At 41.8% G+C, this 23098-nt stretch carries 19 protein-coding genes, 1 pseudogene and 1 riboswitch; of the genes and pseudogenes, 2 read left to right on the forward strand and 18 right to left on the reverse strand.

The genetic code is table 11. From position 1 onward, the window contains the following. Positions 1–295: 295 nt before the first annotated feature. The 4 genes from dusB to ACG3M1_RS21360 all read right to left on the reverse strand — a co-directional run bounded on the left by dusB (position 296) and on the right by ACG3M1_RS21360 (position 3457). A complete protein-coding gene (gene dusB / locus ACG3M1_RS21345) occupies positions 296–1318 on the reverse strand; it encodes a tRNA dihydrouridine synthase DusB (protein ID WP_419895634.1) in 1023 nt (340 codons plus the stop codon). Then, on the reverse strand, positions 1302–2192 hold the full coding sequence (hslO, locus tag ACG3M1_RS21350; RefSeq protein WP_008816393.1) for an Hsp33 family molecular chaperone HslO: 891 nt from the start codon (positions 2190–2192) through the stop codon (positions 1302–1304). The genes dusB and hslO overlap by 17 nt, the downstream gene beginning before the upstream one ends. 187 nt (positions 2193–2379) lie before the next feature. Next, on the reverse strand, positions 2380–2835 hold the full coding sequence (locus ACG3M1_RS21355; RefSeq protein ID WP_002606309.1) for a pyridoxamine 5'-phosphate oxidase family protein: 456 nt from the start codon (positions 2833–2835) through the stop codon (positions 2380–2382). Between the two features lie 13 nt (positions 2836–2848). Continuing rightward, a complete protein-coding gene (locus ACG3M1_RS21360; protein ID WP_395814575.1) occupies positions 2849–3457 on the reverse strand; it encodes an ECF transporter S component in 609 nt (202 codons plus the stop codon). Positions 3458–3527: 70 nt separating this feature from the next. Beyond that, a riboswitch (FMN riboswitch) is annotated at positions 3528–3649 on the reverse strand. A 346-nt stretch (positions 3650–3995) separates the two neighbouring features. Here ACG3M1_RS21360 and ACG3M1_RS21365 point away from each other — a divergent pair. After that, positions 3996–4895 carry a PD-(D/E)XK nuclease family transposase gene (locus ACG3M1_RS21365; protein ID WP_009269922.1) on the forward strand — a complete coding sequence of 300 codons (900 nt, stop codon included), beginning with the start codon at positions 3996–3998 and terminating at the stop codon, positions 4893–4895. A gap of 205 nt (positions 4896–5100) precedes the next feature. Here the strand turns inward: ACG3M1_RS21365 and ACG3M1_RS21370 are convergent, their stop codons facing one another. The 6 genes from ACG3M1_RS21370 to ACG3M1_RS21395 form a co-directional block, all read right to left on the reverse strand. Further along, positions 5101–6189 (reverse strand): mannitol dehydrogenase, encoded by a 1089-nt coding sequence (locus tag ACG3M1_RS21370; RefSeq protein WP_009269923.1) that lies wholly within the window; start codon positions 6187–6189, stop codon positions 5101–5103. Positions 6190–6385: 196 nt separating this feature from the next. Continuing rightward, on the reverse strand, positions 6386–7204 hold the full coding sequence (locus tag ACG3M1_RS21375) for a sorbitol-6-phosphate dehydrogenase subunit (protein ID WP_008816389.1): 819 nt from the start codon (positions 7202–7204) through the stop codon (positions 6386–6388). A gap of 12 nt (positions 7205–7216) precedes the next feature. Continuing rightward, entirely contained in the window at positions 7217–8062 is an 846-nt protein-coding gene (locus tag ACG3M1_RS21380; RefSeq protein WP_009269924.1) for a PTS system mannose/fructose/sorbose family transporter subunit IID, read from the reverse strand. A 1-nt stretch (position 8063) separates the two neighbouring features. Continuing rightward, a complete protein-coding gene (locus tag ACG3M1_RS21385) occupies positions 8064–8837 on the reverse strand; it encodes a PTS mannose/fructose/sorbose/N-acetylgalactosamine transporter subunit IIC (RefSeq protein ID WP_002606315.1) in 774 nt (257 codons plus the stop codon). A gap of 107 nt (positions 8838–8944) precedes the next feature. Next, positions 8945–9439, reverse strand: coding sequence for a PTS sugar transporter subunit IIB (locus ACG3M1_RS21390; RefSeq protein WP_002606317.1), 495 nt, complete (start codon positions 9437–9439; stop codon positions 8945–8947). Positions 9440–9444: 5 nt separating this feature from the next. Further along, positions 9445–9864 carry a PTS sugar transporter subunit IIA gene (locus tag ACG3M1_RS21395; RefSeq protein ID WP_002606318.1) on the reverse strand — a complete coding sequence of 140 codons (420 nt, stop codon included), beginning with the start codon at positions 9862–9864 and terminating at the stop codon, positions 9445–9447. A 231-nt stretch (positions 9865–10095) separates the two neighbouring features. Between ACG3M1_RS21395 and ACG3M1_RS21400 the strand changes: the two genes are divergently transcribed. Then, entirely contained in the window at positions 10096–11994 is a 1899-nt protein-coding gene (locus tag ACG3M1_RS21400) for a BglG family transcription antiterminator (protein WP_227761436.1), read from the forward strand. A gap of 188 nt (positions 11995–12182) precedes the next feature. On the opposite strand, the gene ACG3M1_RS21405 is transcribed toward ACG3M1_RS21400, so the two are convergent. The 8 genes and pseudogenes from ACG3M1_RS21405 to ACG3M1_RS21440 all read right to left on the reverse strand — a co-directional run bounded on the left by ACG3M1_RS21405 (position 12183) and on the right by ACG3M1_RS21440 (position 23000). Next, positions 12183–13556 (reverse strand): MATE family efflux transporter, encoded by a 1374-nt coding sequence (locus tag ACG3M1_RS21405; protein ID WP_008816385.1) that lies wholly within the window; start codon positions 13554–13556, stop codon positions 12183–12185. Between the two features lie 312 nt (positions 13557–13868). Continuing rightward, positions 13869–14519: a hypothetical protein gene (locus tag ACG3M1_RS21410; protein WP_009269926.1), complete on the reverse strand. Its 651-nt coding sequence runs from the start codon at positions 14517–14519 to the stop codon at positions 13869–13871. Positions 14520–14571: 52 nt separating this feature from the next. Then, positions 14572–16185: pseudogene (locus ACG3M1_RS21415) on the reverse strand (recombinase family protein). A gap of 111 nt (positions 16186–16296) precedes the next feature. After that, the gene (locus ACG3M1_RS21420) at positions 16297–16515 is read right to left on the reverse strand and encodes a hypothetical protein (RefSeq protein WP_040014059.1); all 219 of its coding nucleotides are present in this window, start codon (positions 16513–16515) and stop codon (positions 16297–16299) included. Between the two features lie 605 nt (positions 16516–17120). Further along, positions 17121–18335, reverse strand: a complete 1215-nt coding sequence (locus ACG3M1_RS21425; RefSeq protein WP_009269929.1) for a replication initiation factor domain-containing protein — start codon at positions 18333–18335, stop codon at positions 17121–17123. Between the two features lie 405 nt (positions 18336–18740). Further along, positions 18741–22343 (reverse strand): DUF7601 domain-containing protein, encoded by a 3603-nt coding sequence (locus tag ACG3M1_RS21430; RefSeq protein ID WP_009269930.1) that lies wholly within the window; start codon positions 22341–22343, stop codon positions 18741–18743. A 115-nt stretch (positions 22344–22458) separates the two neighbouring features. Then, positions 22459–22581 carry a glycosyl transferase gene (locus tag ACG3M1_RS21435; protein ID WP_083829137.1) on the reverse strand — a complete coding sequence of 41 codons (123 nt, stop codon included), beginning with the start codon at positions 22579–22581 and terminating at the stop codon, positions 22459–22461. Between the two features lie 281 nt (positions 22582–22862). Beyond that, complete coding sequence (locus ACG3M1_RS21440) at positions 22863–23000, reverse strand: helix-turn-helix transcriptional regulator (protein WP_009269931.1); 138 nt, start codon at positions 22998–23000, stop codon at positions 22863–22865. Positions 23001–23098 lie beyond the last annotated feature (98 nt).

Genomic DNA, 23098 nt, shown 5'->3' on the forward strand with positions numbered 1-23098 from the left:
ATGTGAAAATATGTCTCTTTCCTTTTGTTTATTGAATATGTACACACATATACTGATCCCTTCGTGCAAATGAAGAGCGTATTGACCATGGAAAACCACGGCGGTTTTCAACAGAAAAACAGGAATACATGCTGGGACATTATTCCCATATACCTCCTGATGATAAAATTGTCAGCAACTAAGGTATATGGATAAAAGATCTGATTCTTCCATACCGCAATGTAAAAAGAAAAACCGTCTGAAACGGATGGCATAACAAAGCACAGCGATATCTACCCGGCTATGAAGCACCACCTCAACGGTTCCCCTGTTTATACTGTTCCTGTATTCTCGCATACTCTGCTTCATATGCGGATAATATGCTTTGCATTTCCTCGTAGGTTTCGATTTTGCTCAGCTGATCCTTGAGCTGATGGCTCTTTGGCAGCCCCTTCACATACCATGCAGCATGTCCGCGCATTTCTCGAATACCGACGAATTCACCCTTCAGATTACACAGGCGTTTTGCGTGCAGTCTGGCCATTGCGAACGTTTCCTCCAGCGTTACCTCCGGCATATGCTTACCGCATTCCAGATAATGGGCAATATCCTTGATCAGCCAGGGATCCCCCAAAACACCGCGGCCGATCATGACAGCATCACAGCCGGTTTCCTTCAGCATCCTCTCTGCATCCTCACCGCTTCGCACATCCCCGTTCCCCATTACGGGAATGGATACGGCTTCCTTCACCTTTTTAATATAGGACCAGTCTGCACAGCCCTCATACATCTGTTTTCTGGTTCGTCCATGCACAGCAAGTGCCTGCACTCCGACAGACTCCAGACCGCGGGCAAGCTCAAGACAAGTAATCTGATCCATATCCCAGCCAATCCGCATTTTTACGGTAACCGGTTTTTTCACACTCTGAACAACCGCCCTGCTCATTTCCACAGCATGATCAACATCCTTCATCAGGGCGCTTCCCGCAAAGGATTTCACAATTTTTGTGACAGGACATCCCATATTGATATCAATGATATCACAATCGGTTTTTTCATCCAGAAATTTTGCGGCATATACCATTGTCTCTATATCATGTCCGAAAATCTGCATGGCCAAAGGATGCTCCTGTTCCTCGACATCCGTCATACCTACTGTTTTTTCATTATCATAATACAGCGCCTTATCCGAAACCATCTCTGTATAAATAAGACCGGCACCAAATTCCTTGCAGATTACACGAAAGGCAGGATTGGATATCCCTGCCATCGGTGCGATTACCACCTGATTCGGTATTACAATATCTCTGATTTTCCAGCTGTTATTTGGCATGTGCATCCATAAACCTTTCCAGCTCCAGAAGCTCTTCCTCGCTGAATTGATATTTCTCTCCACAGAAATTGCAGGTAATCTCACAGCCGTGATCCTCTTCGATCATCTGCTGGCGTTCCTCCTTTGGAAGGGTTGTCAGAACACGCTTCATGGTTGCACGATCACATTTACAGCGGAATTCAATATCCTGTCCTGTCAGGATTCTGACATCGTCAAACAGATCACGGAGAATATCCTCCAGACTTTCATATTCCTGAATCATCGTGGACATATGCCTTAGATTTGCTACAATCTGTTCCACCTTTACGATATCCTCTTCCTCTGCATCCGGAAGCATCTGGATAATCATGCCGCCTGCGGAAAGAATGGAATTATCGGTATCAACCAGTACACCGACACTGACTGCGGACGGTGTCTGTTCACTTGCGGTAAAATAGTAGGCAAAGTCATCACCGATTTCACCACTCTGCAGAGCAACGGTACCGCTCCAGTTTTCCTTCATGTTCATATCCTTCACAACTTCCAGATATCCGTCTTTTCCCACAGCAGCTCCGACCGCCAGTTTTCCGGTATCATTGTATTGCAGCATGATATGCGGGTCACTCACAAAGCCGCGCACATGACCGTCACTGTAGGCATCTACCAGAATGGTACCGATGGGACCTCCGCCGTTGATGCGAATCGTAATCTGTTCCTGTGCTGTTTTCAGCATGCTTCCCATCATGGAACCCACAGTTAACACACGTCCCAGGGTAGCCGCACTAGTCGGCCATAAATCAAAACGTTTTCTTGCTTCCTCCGCCATATGCGTAGAAGAGCATATATAGATTCTCACATGCTCATTGCACGCAAGCGCCTTTACTAAATAATCTTTCATCATAGAAATCACTCCCTGCCTTACAGGCAACTGTAGTATACCACAAAAACCTGCAGAATGAGAAGAAAATCGACTTCGTTATACTGTTGTGTACGTTGAATGCTGCAGGCAAGGAAAAAGAGGGTGAATGTATCTGATATATAGAAAAAGGTACAGTATTATCTAATCCTGTACCCGTCGTATGCATACGTTAATCGTACGGCTTGATTTCCACTGTCTTTTTATCAAAGTCTAGGAAGATCTGAAACGCATTGCGGTTCTCATCCTCATCCCATATTTCCACGAATCGCGGGGTTACCTCAATCAGAATCTCCGTATCCTCATGGCTGTATGCATTATAGCTCTGCCACAGATATTTCTTATACAAGGCTTCAAACCTTCTTCCCGGCTCGTCCACGACAAGCCCCTTGTTTACGGCGATTCCCTCTACCTGAACGCCACCTGTGCAGAGTGCCACCTGCGGGTTTCGATACAGCTGCTGTGTCTTGCGGAAATTCTTATCGGTCTTGAAATAGATTTTTCCATCATAAAACAGACAGCTTACATTACGCACCATGACGTAATCATTAACGCTGGAGCCAAGTGCCATAATTTTGGAATCTCCCAGTTTGTGAAACAGCAATGCTACTCCTTCTTCAAATGTCATCTTCTTTTCCTCCTTACTGACGATTTGCGAATCGGTGAATCATCGGACTTATTTTCTTGTATACGGCAAAGGTAATCAGGCAGCTGATACCGTATTTTATCAGGTTAAACGGTACGATGCCCAGTATCACCATGGTAGTGACAGAATTCATCATCGAATTGACCTTGGAACAGGAAAGGATAATCTGGTCCATATTCATATCATACAGGGCAACATAGAACGGAATAATCAAATACAGATTGGTCAGCACTGCAACAAAGGTACTAACCAGAGTCCCTGCTGTCATTCCCAGCAGTGCTTCCTTTCGTGTCTTCTTGTGACGGTACAGCAAAGACGCAGGCAGTACCAGGGCAACTCCCAGCAAAAAGCTCTGCAGCTCTCCGGTAAACATGGAATTGGATCCGGAAATCACCATCTGAACCATAACACGGATAAAGACAATCAGAACACCTGCCACCGGTCCCAGAGCGAAGGCTCCGATCAGCTCCGGAATTGCGGCCAGATCAAAGCTTAGAAAGGGCGGCATAAACGGAATGGGAAAGCGAAACATCATCAGTATCGCTCCCAGTGCACCAAGCATACCGATCAGGGCAAGCCGTTTTGCACTCATGTTGTTTTTCAATTCACATCTCCTCCATTTCAAAAAAACACCTGACTACGAAAAAACTCGTCTTCAGGTGTGCGTTTACAGAAAATGTCTTTTCTCATCCGGACTTTACCGTCGGTGCCAGAATTTCGCTGGCTCAGCCGCTCATTACGCGGGTCATGGACTATCACCATCGGTAGGGAATTTCACCCTGCCACAAAGACTTGTTATTCAATTTTGAATGCAGGTCATGCGTCAACACAATCTGTATATTCATTATAGCTCATGAAACAGCATGTGTAAATAAGAAACAGAAATGTAAATTTTTTCATGTATCTGATGTAATACGCATCGCCAAGTAGAAAACAGTACAGAAAAGAAACACCGGGTTCTAGCCTGTTGCTGATAAAATATGTGAGCAACCTGCTGTTTTGTAAGGTGCTTTTCCTTTCATTCGTCTTTAGTGTATGTAGATTCCAATAAATATCAATAATTCGTGGATTATTTAGGAATTCAGCATCTTCCATACGTATATAGGGGTGTAAGGAACCCTTACAGAATGGAGGACATATAAATGTCAAATGCAATGAATCAGCTAAACTACAGTAACGATCTTTTTTTTAAGTACACCCTTTCCCGTGAGGATGAAGGCTCTGTGTACGCCCGCAACACCATTATTGAACGCGTTACCGGAATCCGGGTAAAGGAAAGCACTGTGCTCAATCCCAATCTGGATCCGGACATTATCGGAAAGAAGCGCATCATTCTGGATGTTCATGTGAAGGATGAACAAAACCGTCATTTCAATATCGAGATGCAGACCACCTACAAGGGATTAGCGGAAATGATGCGTTTTGAATTTTACGGTGCCAGAGCATTGAACAATCAGCTGAACAGCGGTAAGAAGTATAAGGATTTAAAGCCGGTATATCAGATTATTTTCATTGACGAGTATGCATGGAACAACAGAAATCTGATCAATCAGTATCAGATGCGCAATGAGCAGGGAGAGAAGGAAAGCTACTATCCGCTCATCCTTCGCACCTATATTCATATGCCGGCAATCAATGACATCGTAAGGGAGAAGGAAATACAGAGGCTGAATGACTTTGAACAGCTGGTGTATCTGTTTGAAAACAATGGAAAAAATGATATACTGAAGTCAAAGGAAAGGCTGGTGAAGGTATTCATGGACAAGTACGAGGAAATGCAGAAGGATGATGAGCTGTGGTCAACCGCAATGGCGATTCAGATGGGGGAGGCACGTTACCGCTATGGCTTGGAGGACAGCTTTGAAGAAGGAAAAAAGGAAGGAGAAGCATTGCTGTTAATAAAGCAGCTTAAAAGTAAGTATCATGAGGATTGCTCAGCCTGGCTGCTCTCTTTGAATGATGAACAGTTTGAAGCCGTATCCAACTTGATACTGGTCTGCAACACTTATCAGGAGCTGAAGAATCAGGTTATGTCAATGTAGTAATACATACAATCCCAAATAAGAAAACTGTTTTATAAGCATAAGACTTTATAAAACAGTTTTTTCATCCAACTTTCTGCCGCATCCGTATCACAGGTATTAAAAATATTGTTAAAATTACATGATGGGATGCTGCATATTTTTAACAGGTATCAGGCGCTCTGCGTTAATGCATGGAATGCTCATAGATAAGGAAATCATACACCTAGAACTCAGCGCAGAATTTGATAACATCCTTTAGGGATATGCTTTCCTTCAGCAACCCATACACTTCCTTCAGCTTATCCGCGGAGTGAAAATTCTCATACATCTTCATAAGAGTATCCGGATTGCTGTTTTCCTTCACCACAGCATACCGCATAGCCGCAGCTGCCGCAAGTAGGATATACCCGCATTTCTGTCCATATTTTTCAGCAAGCCGAAGAGGCTCATACAGCCGCTCTTCTTTGTTCAGCTTCCGTTGTGCCTGCCGCGCATTCCGATACACCGTATCATAGATTTCCCGATTACGGAATTTATGCACTGCTCGCATGGTAAAGGCAAGCTGCACATCCTGTTCCACTGCATATTCTCTTGCGATGATTGTACTGACAACCGGTACTGCTCGATCCATCAGCTCCATAATCTGCGGATCATTTGCGGCTTCTCCGTAAACCTCATATTGCAGATAATCCCCAAGATACGCAACAATCGCACTCATGAAATTATACGTATAAATTTTTCTTTGAATCAGGGATGGAAAATCTGCTTCCAGCGGCATTCCCACAATGTCTGGAATCATCCCCTTTACACTGCCGTCCACTGGCAGCTCTGCGACATCCTCGCTGATCAGTGCCAGACTTTTTTCCTTTGGCTGCAGTGTTGTACAGAAGATCACACCCTCGGAAATGCTGTCGGATATATTCGCATCCACAAGCGGCTGTTTTACGTGGACACCGTTTTCACAGCATACGATCCGCAACTGCTTTTCACCACACAGTTCAGCCGCAGCACTCAGTAGCCCTACCAGCTTCTTTATATTGCCTGCGAATACACTTGTCGTAATCAAATCTGAGTGTGCCAGCTTCTCTATGACTTCCTCATCCGCTGTCGTATAAGCATCATAGCCGGTAACAGTAACCGGCTCCTTCCCATCACCGAAGTAGTGAACGGTATAGGATTTTTCCGCATTCAGCCGGTCGATAAGCTCTTTATTTTTATCAATAAACGTAATATGATATGCATTTGTCTGCAGGATGGGTGCGATAAAGCCGCGCCCTGTCTGTCCTGCACCAATAAGTACTGCCTCTTTCATGTTCCTCCAATCTCCCATTTCTCCATGGGTCCATATCGCAAGGCGGTTGACATCTTTTTAACATGTAGAACTTGCTTTTCTACATTGCTTTTTCTACAGCCCATGCTATAGAAAAGCAAAATACCTTATGGAAAGCGGCCTGCGCTGCAGACCGCTGTACTCTTATACAAGTGGTTACATTTAACCCTTGTGCTTTCTATCCCTTGCTTTTTCCTCCGGATACCGGAATGGTGACACCGGTAATATAGCTGGCATGATCAGAAATCAGATAACAGATCAGATCCGCTACCTCATACAGATGGCCCGGTCTTCCCAGCGGTATAGAGGATTTGTAGTTTTTAAAGAACTCCTCCGGTCTGGTGTTGACATCCCAGCCGCGACCGTATGCCTGTGCTCTATATTTTTCATCATTATTGGCAGGAGTACGGTCCAGAATATCCGGTGCCACACCGACAACACGAATATTATACGGTCCCAGCTCCTTTGCCCAGGAAATTGTAAAGGCATGAATCGCAGCCTTTGTGGCAGAATAGCAGCTATGTCCTCTGGAGCCCATCAATCCTGCACAGGAGGATAGGTTGATGATAACACCCTCCTTTTTTCCATACAATACGCGTGTTACCGCCTGTGATACCAGAAAGGTTCCCTTCTGATTGACACCAACCATAAAATCAAAATCCTCTTCGCTCAGCTCATACTGCGGTTCGCTGCCATAGTAATCCACAAGGATCCTCGGTCTGGTCACACCGGCATCGTTTACCAGAGCATCCACCGTGCCGAATTTCTGTACAACGGCATCAACAGCAGCCTCAACCTCTTTTTTGTTTCGGATATCCAGATGCACATACATCCTGCGATCATCCTCAGAAAAATCCTTCGGCTTTGCCAGATCGAAGATTGCGACTCTGGCATTGCAGGCAAGCAGATCCTTTACCATGGCTTCTCCGATTCCCATCGCACCACCGGTAACTATCACAACCTTGTTATTCAAGTCAATCCATTGCTTTTGTTCCATACATGCTCCTCCTTATACGATACCGAAGAAGGAAAGTACCACAGACAGCACCAGGATGGATACCAGAATGCGCACATACTTCGGACCGCTTTTCTTAATATAGAAATAAATGCCAAACACGACGAACAGCGGCAGAATATTCGGGAAAATCTTATTCAAAACATCCTGCAGCAGCTGTTTTTCACCAACTGCATTTGCCCATGATATCGGTGTAACAAGCTTTACATAGGTGGAAGACAATGCCCCCATCATAAACAGACCAAGCACGCTGGCTGTCTTGATAAACTGATTCAGCTTACCGGATTTCAGAATGGATACCACTGATTTTCTACCCAGTGTATAGCCCTTTGTGACAAGTGTATACGCAAGAAATGTTATGGCAACACCCCAGATCAGCAGCGGTCCGACACCTGCCAGCCAGTTCCCCTCTGCGGCCAGTGGAATAAACATGGATAGCAGCAGCGGACGAAGCATTCCGTGATTGATGGTGTCTCCAATTCCTGCCAGCGGTCCCATCAGACCAACCTTCAGGTTGCTGATCATATCAGCGGAGGCCTCCAGTTCTTCACTGCCCGCCCCTTCCTGCAGCATAATCGCACGCTCCTCCTCCAAAGCACAGGTCATACCGAAAATAACGGAGCCCCAGGTTGCCTCAGAGTTGTAGAACATTAAATGACGCTGTAATGCTTTTTTGTATTCCTCCTCATCCTCCTTATACAGCTTCGCAAGAATAGCACTCATACCATAGGAGAATGCCGGAGCCGTCAAACGCTCAAAGCCGGAATTTACCTCGGCGGTAAGATAATATTTTGCCCAGCCCTTGATTACCTCATTTTTCTTCAGATTAAGTTCGCTCATATCAGAAATCTCCTTCATCATCATCCACAGCGACTGTGCTGCCTGTACTGTTGGTAAACTGCGATTGAAGAATTGCAATACAGATTGCAATTACCGCAATTCCAATCGTATTCATTCCTGTATAGGCATACATCGCAAAGCCAAGAATAAAGTATGGGATAAGCTCCTTTTTCCCAATGACCATGATAGTTACCGCAAAGCCAAGTGCAGGAAGCAGACCGCCTGCCACACTCAGACCGTTCATCGCCCATGCAGGAATCGCATTCAGGAACGCGGATACGGCATCGGTTCCAAACAGCAGTGCCAGTGTTGTCGGAAGAACACGCAGCGGAATGGAACAGAAGAACGGATACCAGAATTCCGCTCTGCCCATTGCCTTCATATCACCTTTTTCAGCTGCCTTGTCCGCAAGGTGGACAAAGTAGGAATGATAGGTACGCTTCAGATTATCCAGCAGAACTCCCAGAAGTCCTACCGGAACAGCAATGGTTACAGCGATATCCGGCTCTAATCCGGCTGCCAGTGCCACCGGAATCGTAATGCAGGATGCCAGCGCCTCATCCGCAGGCAGTGTACCTCCCGGAGCTATTGCGCCTAAATAAATCATCTGCAGAGATGCGCCGATTTTCATCGCATCCCCCAGGTTTCCCATAATAAGTCCAATCGGAACCGCCAGCACCAGTGGCTGACGGACGAGATGCAGTGTACCATACCAGAGTTTATTGGTTGCCAGCCAGTAGAGTACACCAAATACCAGGGCTAATCCTATGTTCATAAATATCTCCTTTTCATTTCATTTTATAATTCCTGAAATATGCTTTTTAATGCTCCCTCTTTGCTGTACCATGCGGTTTAAACCCTCGTTTTCACCGCATGTCAGCATTATTTCCCTCGTACTTCCTTCAAAGCGTCGTGGAGTGTGAAGGCCGGATCCTTCGGCGTTACCTGCAGCGTTACCGCTACTCCCTCATTCTGCATAGCCTCCAGCATTTCCGCTTCCTGTTCGCTTAACGACAACTCATTTGAAATCATGACCTTGTTTGTCCCGTTGCCAAGACCACCTACCTGCAGTGCCTTCATCGGAAATCCCAGATCAAAGGCCTTCTTTGCATTTTCCACAGATTTAAACAAAATCAGCAGCTTCTTATCCTTGAATACATCCTTTTTAAATGCAGCTACCGCTTTTTCAATCGGACGTATTGCCACCTTTACTCCCGGAGGCGCCGCCATCAGGAATACCTGTGCCAAAAACTTGTCTGCCGCCAGCTTATCATCCACAATCAGGATGGAATCTGCGGATACCTGCTTGATCCAGTTCGTGACAACCTGTCCGTGCATCAGTCGAAAGTCGATTCGTATCAGTTTGATTTCTGTCATGCTCTTCACCCTCTTTCTTCATCGAATGCAATTGGATTCGGCTGTATGATGGACGCTCTGGCCGCCTCAAGACCAGCCTCCATTAACTCCTGGATCGTGCATTCTTCATTGTTGCGCTTCAAGATCAGCTCTATCAGCATCGGCAGATTGATACCGCACACTACATGGAGTGAAAACTCCCGCTGCAGCATCATGCCCACATTGGAGGGAGTTCCTCCATACAGATCCGCCAACACAAGGATTTCTCCCTGAACGCCTGTTAGATAGTCTCTGACCTCCTCGTAATACTCCTCTATTGACATTCCGGACAATAGAGAAACTGCATGAATATGCTCTGTCTTTCCTGCAATCAGCTCTGCGCTTTTGATCAGCTCCTCTCCAAATCTACCATGATTCAGTATCACATACGTTATCGGCTCTATCACTTCTTCACTTCCTTTACCTAATGTTCAACGGCCTTTGAACTACACCCTTACTTTACCATTGCACGAGCCTTTTATTTTTTCTTTTATTGCACCAGCAATCGTGCAGCTTTTCCGAAGGATTGCTTTTTCCATTCTGCACGGATGCTCGTGCAATAAGATTAAAATATTTTTGAAATGGATTGGGGTATACTAGAAAATGAAACAGAGGGGGTAAGGATTGCAGGTGATAAAATGCTGACAAAGAGACAATACTCGATATTATCTTTTTATGTGGAAAACCGGGGAACGTATGTTTCATCCAATGAACTCGCTGCTATGTTTGATATCAGTGTACGGACAGTAAAAAACGAGCTGAAGATCGTCCGTGATTTTTGCGATTCCTATTCCTCATTTGTACTGGATACACTTGCAGGAAAGGGAACCAGATTATGTGTACTGGATGATGCGGCATTTGAAAAGGACATGGAGATTCTGCGCAAGAAAACGCTGCAGCTTTCCTGTAATACAAAAAACCGAGTTCACTCCGTTATGAAAATGCTGATGGATGCGACCGGCTATGTATCGAAATACACACTGACAGAGACCTTCTATATCAGTGAATCCACACTGTATCACGCACTGAACGAAATCAAAAAGCTGTTAAAGCAATACGATCTTGCACTGGTACATAAAACAAATCTCGGCTATAAGATCGAGGGCAGAGAAATTGACAAGCGGATGTGCATCGCAAAAAATGAAATCAATGATGAATCCACCGATCACTTTGCATTATCCGAGGATGTATCGAATATATACAATGTAGTGGCTGATGTGTTTTTCAAATACCATTATCAGATCAATGAACAGACCATTCAGAATATTACTGCGCATATCGCACTCACACTGCGCAGAGTCAGAAAGGGACATTTCATTGAACAGCAAATGGAACAGGATATGCCGGATTCCACAGAATATCAGATTTCCACGGAAATACTGACGCGCTTTCTTACCAGATACCGCATCAAGAAGCAATACATGATGAACGAGATCAATCTGTTGACGCAGACCATTCTGGGAAAGCTTGATTACTCCAGAAATGATCATCTACAAAAGGAGGTCAATGATTTTATCAACGATTCCTTTTTGTATATTCGCAACAAGTTCTGTGTCAACTTTGAGCCTGCGGAAAGCCTGAAGCTGTTTCTTGCACTGCATCTGGTACCGCTCATTTACCGTATCAAATCCGGAACACAGCTTAATAATATGATGGCACCGGAAATCAAACAGTCCTTTCCGCTTGCTTATGATATCGCCCTATACTTTACGCTGCTGATCAAGGAACGGTTTCATCTGAATGTTTCTGCGGATGAAATTTCCTATCTGTCCCTGTATTTCAATTACGGGCTGGAAAATATTCATCTGGGAAATTCCGCAAAGAAAATCTTGATTATCACATCGCTTCGCAAGTCGGAAACAGTCCTGCTGCGTCATAAGATTTTAACCTGGTTTCCCAATCAGATTGCAGAGATTACCTTTATCACCGGAGACAATGACGATTTCGATACCGAGGATTATGATGCTATTTTCTCCACCGATAGAAACAGTGAGAAATATAAGGGTGGTATTACACTGATCAGTATTTTCCCGGATGAGAAGGATTTTGAAAAAATCAATCTGGCAATCAACGGCTATACAGACACGGATTCCATACTGGAGAAGTTCAGTGAGGATTGTTATTTCTATGGTGAGGTGAAGGATAAGGAAGAAATTCTGGATATTATCTGTCGCAATGCCATTGAAAAATATAAGCTGGATGATGAGTTTCTGGAGGTCATTAAAGCAAGGGAACAGATTACCAGCTCTTACTTCGGTAACTGCATTGCCGTACCGCATCCGCTCACACCGTTTTCGGATGAAACCTTTGTATCTCTGGGGGTATTGAAAAAGCCCATCGCATGGGATAAGAATCACAATGTTCGTGTAGTTATGCTGGTATCCATTGAAAAGAATAATCCGAAGGCATTTCAGTTCTGGTATTATATGAGCACCTTTGTGCGCAATGAGGAGCTGCTGCAGAATTTTTTCAAAAAACCCAGCTTTCTGCGTTTTACGGAAATATTGAAAATATCACTGGAAAAGGATTTTGACTAGCCTGCTGGTTGGAATTCTTTTTTCATATAGCTGCCTTCGTTTTTACAGCTTCTGTTTCATAAAAAGACAAGCTTTAAGCTATCGATTCGATCCTGCTTACGGGGATACCTGTTTTTATTTTTGTACAGCTTTGCCGTTGCATTAGTAAAAATGACATCTGCAATCCTGTGCAAATGCCATTGTTTTGGTTATGGTAATTCAATTTTTTGATATGCTTCCATCGTATGCATCTCCAGCTGCTGTTCCTTTCTTTTGAGATCACGATAGAAAAACACCATCAGACACGGTCCCATGAGCGACCATGCAATCGGTTCCGCAAGGCACACACCGGTATAGCCGGTAAACGGGATCAAGGCAAAGGTTGCCGCTATTTTCACCGCCATTTCGATACAGCTGGAAATGATCGGACCCCTGCCGTTGCCCAGACCCTGCAAACCGTTTCGATAAATAAACAAGACAGCCAGGATGAAATAGAAGACACTGCTGATGCGGGTATAATAAGCCGCCAGAGAGATCACCTCCGTCTGCTTTGCATTGACAAGAAAGCCGATGAAGAAGTCAATGCAGGTAAAGGATAAGAGAACCACAATACACACCCACAGAAAGCTGATCCATACACTGGATTTCATACCTGCACGGATTCTGGAAAACCGCTGTGCACCGAGGTTCTGAGAAACAAAGGTCGTATCGGCAATCGCAATGCTGATCAGCGGCTGCATAAACATTTCCACTACCTTGCGGGCTGCGGTATGTGCTGCAATCGTTACTTCTCCCAGACTGTTTACCGCACTTTGCAATATGACAGAGCCTAGAGAAACGATGGAATTCATCAAGCCCATGGAAATTCCCATGGATAACTGCTTTCTCAGAATTTCACGCTCGACATGGAAATCCTCTTTTTTAACGATGAACATCGGATATTTCTTACGCATATAAAGAAAGCAGAGGATAACGCTTACCAGCTGTGCAATAACAGTAGCATATGCTGCACCAGCCACCCCCAGCTGGATGATTGCGATAAATATATAGTCAAGAGCCACGTTGAGAATGGATGCTATGATTAGAAAATACAGAGGTGTCCGACTGTCTCCGATGGAACGCATCATACTCGCCATCATATTGTATGCCATGGTCACAAACAGTCCAACGATAATAATGGTCAGATAGGAATCCGCCATCCCCAGAATGGAGGATGGTGTCTGTAACAGATACAGCAGCGGCTTTTTCAACAGGATTGCGACTACAAAGATCACAACAACACTGATCATGCAAAGCTTGATACATCCTGCCGTGGCTTTTTTCATGCCCTCTTCATCACGCGCTCCGTAATATTGAGCAATCATGATGGAAACACCCATGGAAACACCAGTGCAAAGTCCAATAACCAGATTGGAAAGCGACGCACTCGCACCGATAGCCGCAAGGGAATTTACCCCCAGAATCTGACCAACCATCATGGTATCCGCCATGGTATAGAATTGCTGAAATACATTACCAAGTAAAACAGGTATCGCAAATGCCATAATCAGCTTTGTGACATTGCCCTGTGTCATATTTTTCATTTTATCACCTACAAGGCTTCATTTTATCATATTTTTCACAATAGGAATACAGGAATAGAAAAAAAATACGGATGACAGCCTGATTCTTTTAAATCGCTAAAGTGAAATATAAAAAATGCCAGAACTATACAGAATCCGGCATTGTGTTGATTTCTTTCACAAGACTGTGTTTTATGAAAATGCTGCTTCATAGCATCAGATATGAGCATACGCAGCTTCGCACACCTCTGTTTACCTATATCCGTTTTTTACAGTTATACAATCGATTAAGAAATCTAATCTCCCCTGTATGAGCAGCGCTGCTTCCTTGTTTCAGCACAATGGTATCACCTGTACAAAGAATTCAATGATTTTCGGCAGTGATTCTCTGGACAGGTATTCCTGAAACTGCAGGTATTCCTGCGAATCCAGAAAGCAGGTATTGGAGGAGCGCAGATGGTATACGATATCCCCAACCGGATTTGTCCCCATCGCAATCTCACCATATGCAAGAGCGCCGATGGCAAATTTAAACCCGATGGAAATCGCACCGATACTGTATACACCGATAGCAATCGCACCGATGCTGATGTAGCCGATAGCCAGACAGCCAATGGCAAAGTAGGATAATGCAAGCGGACCGATGGCGAACAATAGCCCCAGTGTGAGCAGACCCAGACTGCATAGTCCCACACTTAAAAGTCCGATGGAAATCACGCCGACGGAAACATTTCCAATCGCAATAATTCCCTTGGCAACCCGCCAATAGCCTTCCTCCGTACGTCCTCTTCCAACATTGATATCCACAAGGGGAATTCCACAGATTGACAGCTTGGAGCGATACCGCTTTTCATATGTATAGCGGTTATGCACATAAATAACTTCCTTTTCCTTAACAACCTCTTTTTCCAGGGGGATTTTATTTCCCAGCAGCTCATCAATGCTGACCCGCAAGCTTCTGGAGAGTGTTTTCAGATTCTCCATATCCGGATTGGCAGTACCAGTTTCCCTTAGTTAAAGATATGAAACCTCTTTATCAGTCTACTTTTCCAATAAATCGGTAGTATATCTCTATTTCCTGTATTCTTTCGTTGTCCTCATTCGTTGTTGCTTCGTGAATGAGTATTTTTTCTATCATTGCATTTAATAACGGTGCTGTAAGTTCCTTTGGTACGGAATACTCCTTGATTAACTCAATCCACTTTTCAGCACCTATCATATCCTGTTCCATTTTACTTAATTCTTCTCTTAGGTTGGTTATCTGCTGTTCTAATTCTATCTGTTCCTTTTGATATTTCCCCGACAGCATAATGAAGTTTCGTTCTGTTATCTTCTCACAGGCTCTATCTTCATACATTTTCGCAAATAAACGGTCAATCTCATTTTGTCGGTTCTCGGCTTTCTTCAAAGCATTTGCCTTTTTCTTCTTTTCCCGTATCCGCTCTGCATTACCGACTTTCTGTATCTTATGCAATACCTTTTCTTCGTCCTGCTGTACTGCCTTAGCCCAATACTGCAATCGTTCCAATACGGCTTGATACAGCACATCATAGCGGATATAGTGCATAGAACAATAACCTTTACCAAACTGTCCGTAGAAACTGCAAGAATAATAACTATACGGTGTTTTATTTGCCTTATTTGTTGCAAATCTCATAGACCAGCCACAATCCGCACACTTGACAAGCCCTGCAAATATCGGCGTTGCCTTTTCCTTTGTCTGTCTACGCCTTGATTTTATCTGTTCCTGCACACGATAGAACATTTCCTTGTCAATAATCGGTTCGTGCGTGTTTTCTACTCAAAACCATTCGCTTTCGGGCTTTCGTACTTTCTTCTTGCTTTTGAAAGAAACGGTTGATTGTCGATTATGAACGCTGTTTCCTATATAGACTTCACTTTTTAATATTGCTTTAACATGAGCAATCGTCCACTCATAACGTTTACTTTCGGGCTTTCCCTCAAAGATATGTGCAAAAGTACCGTACCTTGTAAAATTCAACCAAGACGCTGTCGGGACTTTTTCTTCTCGCAGTATTTTTGTGATTTTTGCACTACCGTAACCTTGATAGGCTAAAGAGAAGATTTTTTCAACAATCCATTTTGTTTCCTCATCAACCAACAGTTTCCCTTTGATGTCGGGGTGTTTCTTATATCCTAACGGAGCATAAGCCCCATAATACGCACCCTCTGCAAATTTTGTCTTAAAAGCTGATTTCACTTTACGGCTCGTATCTCTTGCAACCCATTCATTGATGATATTTTTAAATGGTGCAATCTCACTTTCGCCTTTTTCGCTGTCTACACCGTCATCAATCGCTATGTAACGGACATTATGACTTGGGAAATACAATTCTGTATATTGCCCAGTCATAATATAGTTTCTGCCAAGACGGGAAAGGTCTTTCGTAACAACACAGTTGATTTTTCCTGCTTCTATATCTTCAATCATTCTTTGGAAACTCGGTCTTTCAAAATTTGTTCCCGACCAGCCATCGTCAATATATTCATCAACGACATTCAAATGATGTTCTTTCGCATAAAGACGCAACATACTCCTCTGTGTGGTAATGCTGGAACTTTCACCCTGTAATTCATCATCTCGGCTCAACCTAAGATAAAGTGCGGTATTGTAAATCTGTTGTTTCATCTGTCAGTTATCCTCCTTTATAACCAACCCATGCTTACAATACCTGCTTGCAGATAAAGTATAACATGGGTTGTTTTTCTCATTCAATCTATTTTTACAACAGCACTCTTTTTATGCGATTGTCTGCTTCGCTTTTTCTAACATGACATCAGTTAAAAGTTCTTCCATTGTTTTACCCTGTTTTGAAAAATGCTCTTTTACAACGATTTTTGTTGTTCGTCTGCTGGCAATTTTCATTGTCTGTTGATTCGTCTTTTTTTGATTTTTTACAGCATTATCAATAATACATTCCTCCTTTCTTTCGATATTTTCTAAGCAGTCAAACGGTATTTGTCATTACCCACAGGAATTTCACCTCTGCATGGTTCTCATGCAACCGTACCCATTGCGTGCGACGCTTTGAACGCTCAAACTATGGCTGTACGGGAGTATCATTATCAGACAGAACAGGTCATGGCGAAGAAAGAGGACAAATTTTTCTCATGGACGCTGACAGTGGTTCGCTCGCTTAGCTTAGATAAGGTCATGGCGTATCGGCTCCAAAGGCTCGCTGATTGTCTAACGTATCTGACTGCTTTATTCAGTTGTCAAAGAACACTGGAAAGAAGAAAATCACCTATTCCGTCATTAGTACGTATGGAACGGATAAAATGGCAATCATCAATCATTTTTCTTTCCGACCAACACTCGACACAAAAGCGTGATTTGTTGCCATTTTCAGAAAAATATAGAGATTTCCTTTCACCCACTAGCTACCCACGCAAAGCGAAATTGTTGCAGAAAATGAATATTTTCCTGTTTTTTCTTCCGCTTCATATAGGGAATGAAACGTATCATTTGTTAAGTCGGACAGATAAAAGAATGATTTTCTTCTGTATAACACTCAACACGAAACCTTGATTTGCAACTCATTTTAAAAATTTTTTCTCCATGCACTAAAAAATACCGTCATTCTCTTGTGGAACAGCGGTATCAATCCTGTCTCTTATATCTGATTTTTCTAATTGCAACAGGTGTTTATGCTTTTCTTTTAACTCTGTATGTTCAATCATATCTTGCAGTATCGTTGTATGGTTCTGCTTATCTAGTTCCGCCACCATCTTTAGCGTAGGAGCAACCTGTCTGTGTAGCCACTGCAACGCTCGTTCCAGCGTGTATGGTTCAGGCTGTGTCGTCAGTTTCAGCTTTTCCCGATTTTCCCCGATAAACCATGCCCAGTCGGCATTGAGTTTCCATTTATTCTTTGGTTTCCCGTCCTCTCTGTCCACAAAACGCAGATAGTGGTTGATGATAGAAAAAGCGGTATGCTCCACGTCACGATAAGTCAGTAAATCCATGACCGCATGAATGGCTCGGTCATCTTTCAATCGTATCTCAAAACGGTTTTTAATCTCCGTATCTTCAATATTTGCACCGTTCTTTACATACTGCTCATAATTCTTTTGATAAATGCAGGAATGGAGCTGACTGTTGGTTGAACCGAGATACAGCGTTTCCCCCGTATTCTTTGGAACATCATCACCGCATTTTTGTGAACCGCCATAGTCTTTTTGACTACGAAAGTAGGAGATACATTCGCCAGCCTTGTATTTTGCCTTTAGCGTGGGAATATCCAATATTCCTGCTTTGTCATTGATAGCGAGGTCAATCCGCTTCATTACCCCGTCAGCAGTCAGACAGTTCAGCATGAAATCATACCAGCTTTTTTCCTGTGCCAGCAGATAGCTTTCCATCTGCCGACAGCCTTTGCCCCTTAATTCAATCAGAACTCCTAACTGTATGTTTTGTGAACACAGTACCGCAATATCGCCGATAACATACTGACACTCATATCCGTATTTCCCGTAATCCTCATAGAGCATATATTTTGGATTGATATGTAAAATATTTCTTATAATCCTTAGTGCGTCTGTCGTAGGGAAACGGACACGAAAGTAATCAATCAGCTGGAACAATGGCTCTTGCGGATTGAAACGCTCGATTTCCTTTGTTAAGGTTTCCTTGAGTTTTTCTGTCAATGGAAGTTTCCCTTTTTCAATGCGGTTGTAATGCTCACGAGTGATACCGCAGGCAACCGCCAGCTTATTTTGTGATACTCCGTATTCTTCACGTTTCAGTTTTAATTCTCTGATAAAATCATCATTGTTCAATATTCATTCCTCCAATCAAAAAGGCAACTACCGCTTATGGATAATTGCCTGTGTCATAATCAATAAAAAAAGACAGCCAACTTATTAAAAATCAACTGTCTTTCATGCTACAATATTCAGTTTTCATAGTAATATCGGCAACTTTTTTATCACATCTGTTAAAATGCCGATTTACCTTGTAAATACAGCGTTTTCTGTCTGTTGTGATATACAGTTTCCAGTTTTTTGTGCCCCCCTTGTTAGATAACGGGGGCTATACAATCGCTCGCCACAGGCTCTCTCACAGATGAAGTGAACCAGCCACTTGCAAGCATGGCAGAAAAATCTTGGGATTTCCCCGCCACCGTGTCTGGTTCACTCCGTCAATGTGAGTTATGTAGCCGTTACAATCTTATTTAAAGATCTTTATCGGTTTTTCAATATTTTCTTTTTCTTCAATACAGCTAAAATGGCAATTAACAGTCCGCTCATTGCAAACAATGATAGATATAACTCTATATTTGTTTTGTCATCCGTTTTTGGAGTTTTTGGAGTGTCTGACGCGTCAGGTTTATCAGGTGTGGACGGCTTCTCTGATGTTACTTCCTTGTAGTTGATAAACTTGATATCCACATCACCATTCGCCGGAACAGTTCCCTTATCTCCTTTAGATGTCGTTACATAGCCGTCTTGGTTGGCTTCTGTTTCTTCCACGGTATATCCGATACCTGCAGGAAGTCCCGTTGCCGTTGATCTCTGTCCGTGTTTTAATGTGATTGCCGCCACGCCGTCCGTGAAGTCCATATCACCAAATTTTCCGCTGATCGTCTTATCATCGAGCGTTATCGTGAAATGGAACTCCCTGTCTTTATCGCCGTGCGTTCCTCCAACTTCTTTTGTTACTGTCAAGCCACTTGTTTCTATTTTTGCATTGACATATTTAATGGTATTAGATGGCGTTTTTTGATCTATCACGCTCACATTCTCATCCACTACAATAGTTCCAGTAACCTTTCCAGAAGCTTCGTCTTTATTTATCGTCCCACTTCCTGTAATAACAATCTCTTCGACCCCATAATTTGTGTTTTTGGCTTCTGTAATAGTATAGGTTGCCCCTTCTGGTAAATTATAAATCAGAACCTTTTCACCAGCTTTAATTGATAACACGCCTTTACCATCTTGCAATTCAATATCTGATTGTTCAACCCAGTTTGGACTTTCAATATCAGTCAAGCTTTTAAACCATGATAAAGAATTCAAAGGTGTCCCATCTGCTTTTGTGAAATAGACGTTGAAATTGAAATCCTCATCTGTTGATTCCGTACCAACAGATAATTGCTTTTCTAATTCTAACATTCCAGGTTCTTTGGCATTAATAAAACGAACATAATTGTTTTTATCAAATTCATCCTCATAACTAACACCTAATATTAAATTTTGACCTAATCCCTCTTTAATTGTTCCTGTCATAAAGGTTGTTGAATCTTTTGGAGTCAATGGAATAACTGTAACATCACCTGGGTTCAAGTCATCAGGGTATCCCTTACTAGATGAATCTATTCTTCCTAATTCTCTTACAGTATATCCATAGCCTTTCTCCAAATCCTTCTCAGTATCTTTTGGCAAATGAGAAATCAGCACTTTCTCTCCATCCTTTAAAAAGAATTTTGTTCCACTGACAATTGAAGCATTAGAAGTACTAATTTCTTTTCCATTTGCATCATATCTCTTATATGGATATTTATTAACCATAGAAATTCCATTAGGTGTCGTTAAATCCAACTGAAATGCATATACACCCTTATCTTCTGCTGAATTGCTCTTAACAATTTTCTCGATTTTAAGTTCTTGATCAAAAGTGACTGGATTTGTTGCCAGTTCTTCAAATGGAACTGTAAATCTCATATAGCATGAAGAGCCAGATGCTCCTCTTTCTGTGTAATATACAGATAAACGATATGTTTTCTTCTCACCTTCATATGGAATACCTTTGGCAATTGCATCTCCATCTTTATTTTTTATATCTTCTGCTCCATTGATAAATTCCCACAAATCTACGTACATACCTAATGACGAGTGAACTCCACCCATGTCTGCCACTTGTACACTTTTCGTATGATCAACTGTAACTGTACCATCCTCAGAAACAGTTGTTTCTGATAAGAACACTAATAAATCATCATCTCCATAAAAGAAGTAATTCAATGGTCCACAATATCCGGGTTGTAACACAAAGTCAAAATATGTTGTCATCCCAAAGTAAGAATTATGATCATTACCTTGATCATCACTTGTTGGAAGGGATCCAGATGCATCAATTCCAACAAATTTTCTAAAATCTTTGGAATTTGGATTTCCAAATTTAAGATCGTGTCCATCTGTTCCATATGAAGAAGCATAATCCATCGGCCAAAATTCATTAGAATAAATAGATGAAGCGTTTTTTGAAAATTTATCTAAATTCCTACTAACTTGGTACCCATCATTTTTCTTAACTCCAGATAAAGTATATGTACCTCCCAAACGTGAAAACTGCAAGCTATAATTTTCTTCAGAATTTTCTGTCCCATATGCACTATATTTTAAATATGCCGTTTTTCCTTGTATTCCTTTTGGATTATCTATACCATCTAAATTCAAAGTATCTGTAGCTGTTGAAAAGATTGGAGGTGCATTTACCCCCTCACTCCACCTAATGCTTCCATTTTCATTGACACCTTGAGCCAAATTAAATGTTGCCCCTCGAAGACTTGGGCCAAAGAATTTACCACCCCATCTACTGGTTCCAGCGCGATTTCCTACATTAGTCATATTTAATGATGTCTCTACACCTTCAGGATCCGTCCAAGTATTCTTTCCTAATCCAGTCCCAGCATTATCGTTGCCAAAAGCAAATTTTTGTTCTACTCCAGTAGGAAGATTATTGGGGTTATTTATACCTTGTTTTGCTGTGTTTGCATAAAATGTTACATTTTTCAATTCATCCTTGCTTTGATAAGAAGTTGGAAGTTTACCATCTACATTCCATGTACTGCCTGAAACTAATCCTTCTAAATTTTGGTTTTCTATTGCCTCATCAACCTCTTTGCTTATATTAGGTACCGCTTCACCATTTCTTGCTGAATTAACTGCACCTTCTGTAGTATAAATCCATCCATCCGTTATATCATAATCGAAAAAATTCACTGCATCATAATTATAATTTTCTTCTGTAGTTGGTTCAAAAACCAGGCGGATGACCGTATCTTCAGTAATTAAAATCGTATAACCATCGTCTTCATTTCCAACAAATTTCACACCATTATTATTTATAGTACCTTTAGACTTAAATGCCTGATTGTCTTCATAATTAGTGAAAATAAACTTAGAGGGATCATGGTGGATTCCATCATCCATAACAGGCACATTTAAAATATAAAAATCATCTTCTTCAGTACTATCTTTATCACAATCTTTTTTCAAAAGCCAAACCTGTTTTAATGTGTAATTTTTATTATAATGATTTTCACTTGCATTATTATAAAGTTTATTCATGAATCGCATTTGTGATTTTTCAAAGAAATATGTTTTCTCATCAGCGAACAATTTTCGTAATTCATTTTTTGTTTTTACTGTTCCATCATTATTTAAGTTTATTTGAGAATGTGGACTTTGTTCATATAATTCATCCACATTATGTTCTTCTCCATAACTATTTTGTTTCTTAAAATTACGTGGTAAATTGTTTTCTCGTGAAGCGTCTGTTCGCCATACAATCATCGTATCTGTCTTAGATGCTTGCTCATTTACTAAATCCATGCCTGTCTTATTATCATTATTTGGAATATCTAAAACCATTGCTGGGTAATTTAAGTAATGTTGAATGGTATATTTTGGATTATATTCACTATCTGTTATATTCCCATTCGTATTCTCTTCTGCTTTGATTTGCAAAGGCATATAATTTAATATTAAAATTACTGCAAAAACCACACGCACACATTTTGACATTATGTAACGAAAATTCTTCTTGACACTTTCTTTATACATTTTTGTACACCCCTATTCATTAGAACAAAAAAACCACTATACCTAAAAATAGATATAATGGTGTCTATGTATTTAAAATCACGATTTGATTGTACGCAAAAAAACAGACTTTCCCTTACTGTCTGTCTGTCTGTCTGTCTGTCTGTCTGTCTGTCTGTCTGTCTGTCTGTCTGTCTGTCTGTCTGTCTGTCTGTCTGTCTGTCTGTCTGTCTGTCATAGTATGCCAGTTCCTAAGCATATCTGTCAACCCCTTTATAACTAAAATTAAAAAGTAAAAAGTATTTTTCTTTTCTTTTCCTAATCGGTTTAATTTTACACTATTTTTAAGCACTTGTCTATAATATTTTCAGCATTCATCAAACATAGCAAAAACATAGCAAAAAATAAATTTGGTATGTTCGCTAACTGCCGTTTCTTTACTTTCACAGTATAGAAAAAGACACTCTATTTCAAGTATCATTTCTCCATATCTCTGTATTTCTTAAGTATTTTCGCAAGCAGGCAAACACAGGTTATTTCTTAATATCCTTTTGTTTGGGATGCTCCATTTTCCCACTTGGATATCGCCTGCCGCGATACATCACACAGTGCTGCAAGCTCTTCCTGCGACATTCCTTTTTCTTTTCTTATTCGATATAAATTGTCTTTGAATTCCATACATTTTCCTCATTTCCTGATGACTGTATTCTATCAGTTTCTATGCTGTTTTACCATACTTCATACATTCCAAATCCGCAACCACTGGTAGCAAAACC

Source organism: Clostridium sp. 10cd* (genome assembly GCF_044336395.1).
Taxonomy (GTDB): domain Bacteria; phylum Bacillota_I; class Bacilli_A; order Erysipelotrichales; family Erysipelotrichaceae; genus Clostridium_AQ; species Clostridium_AQ innocuum.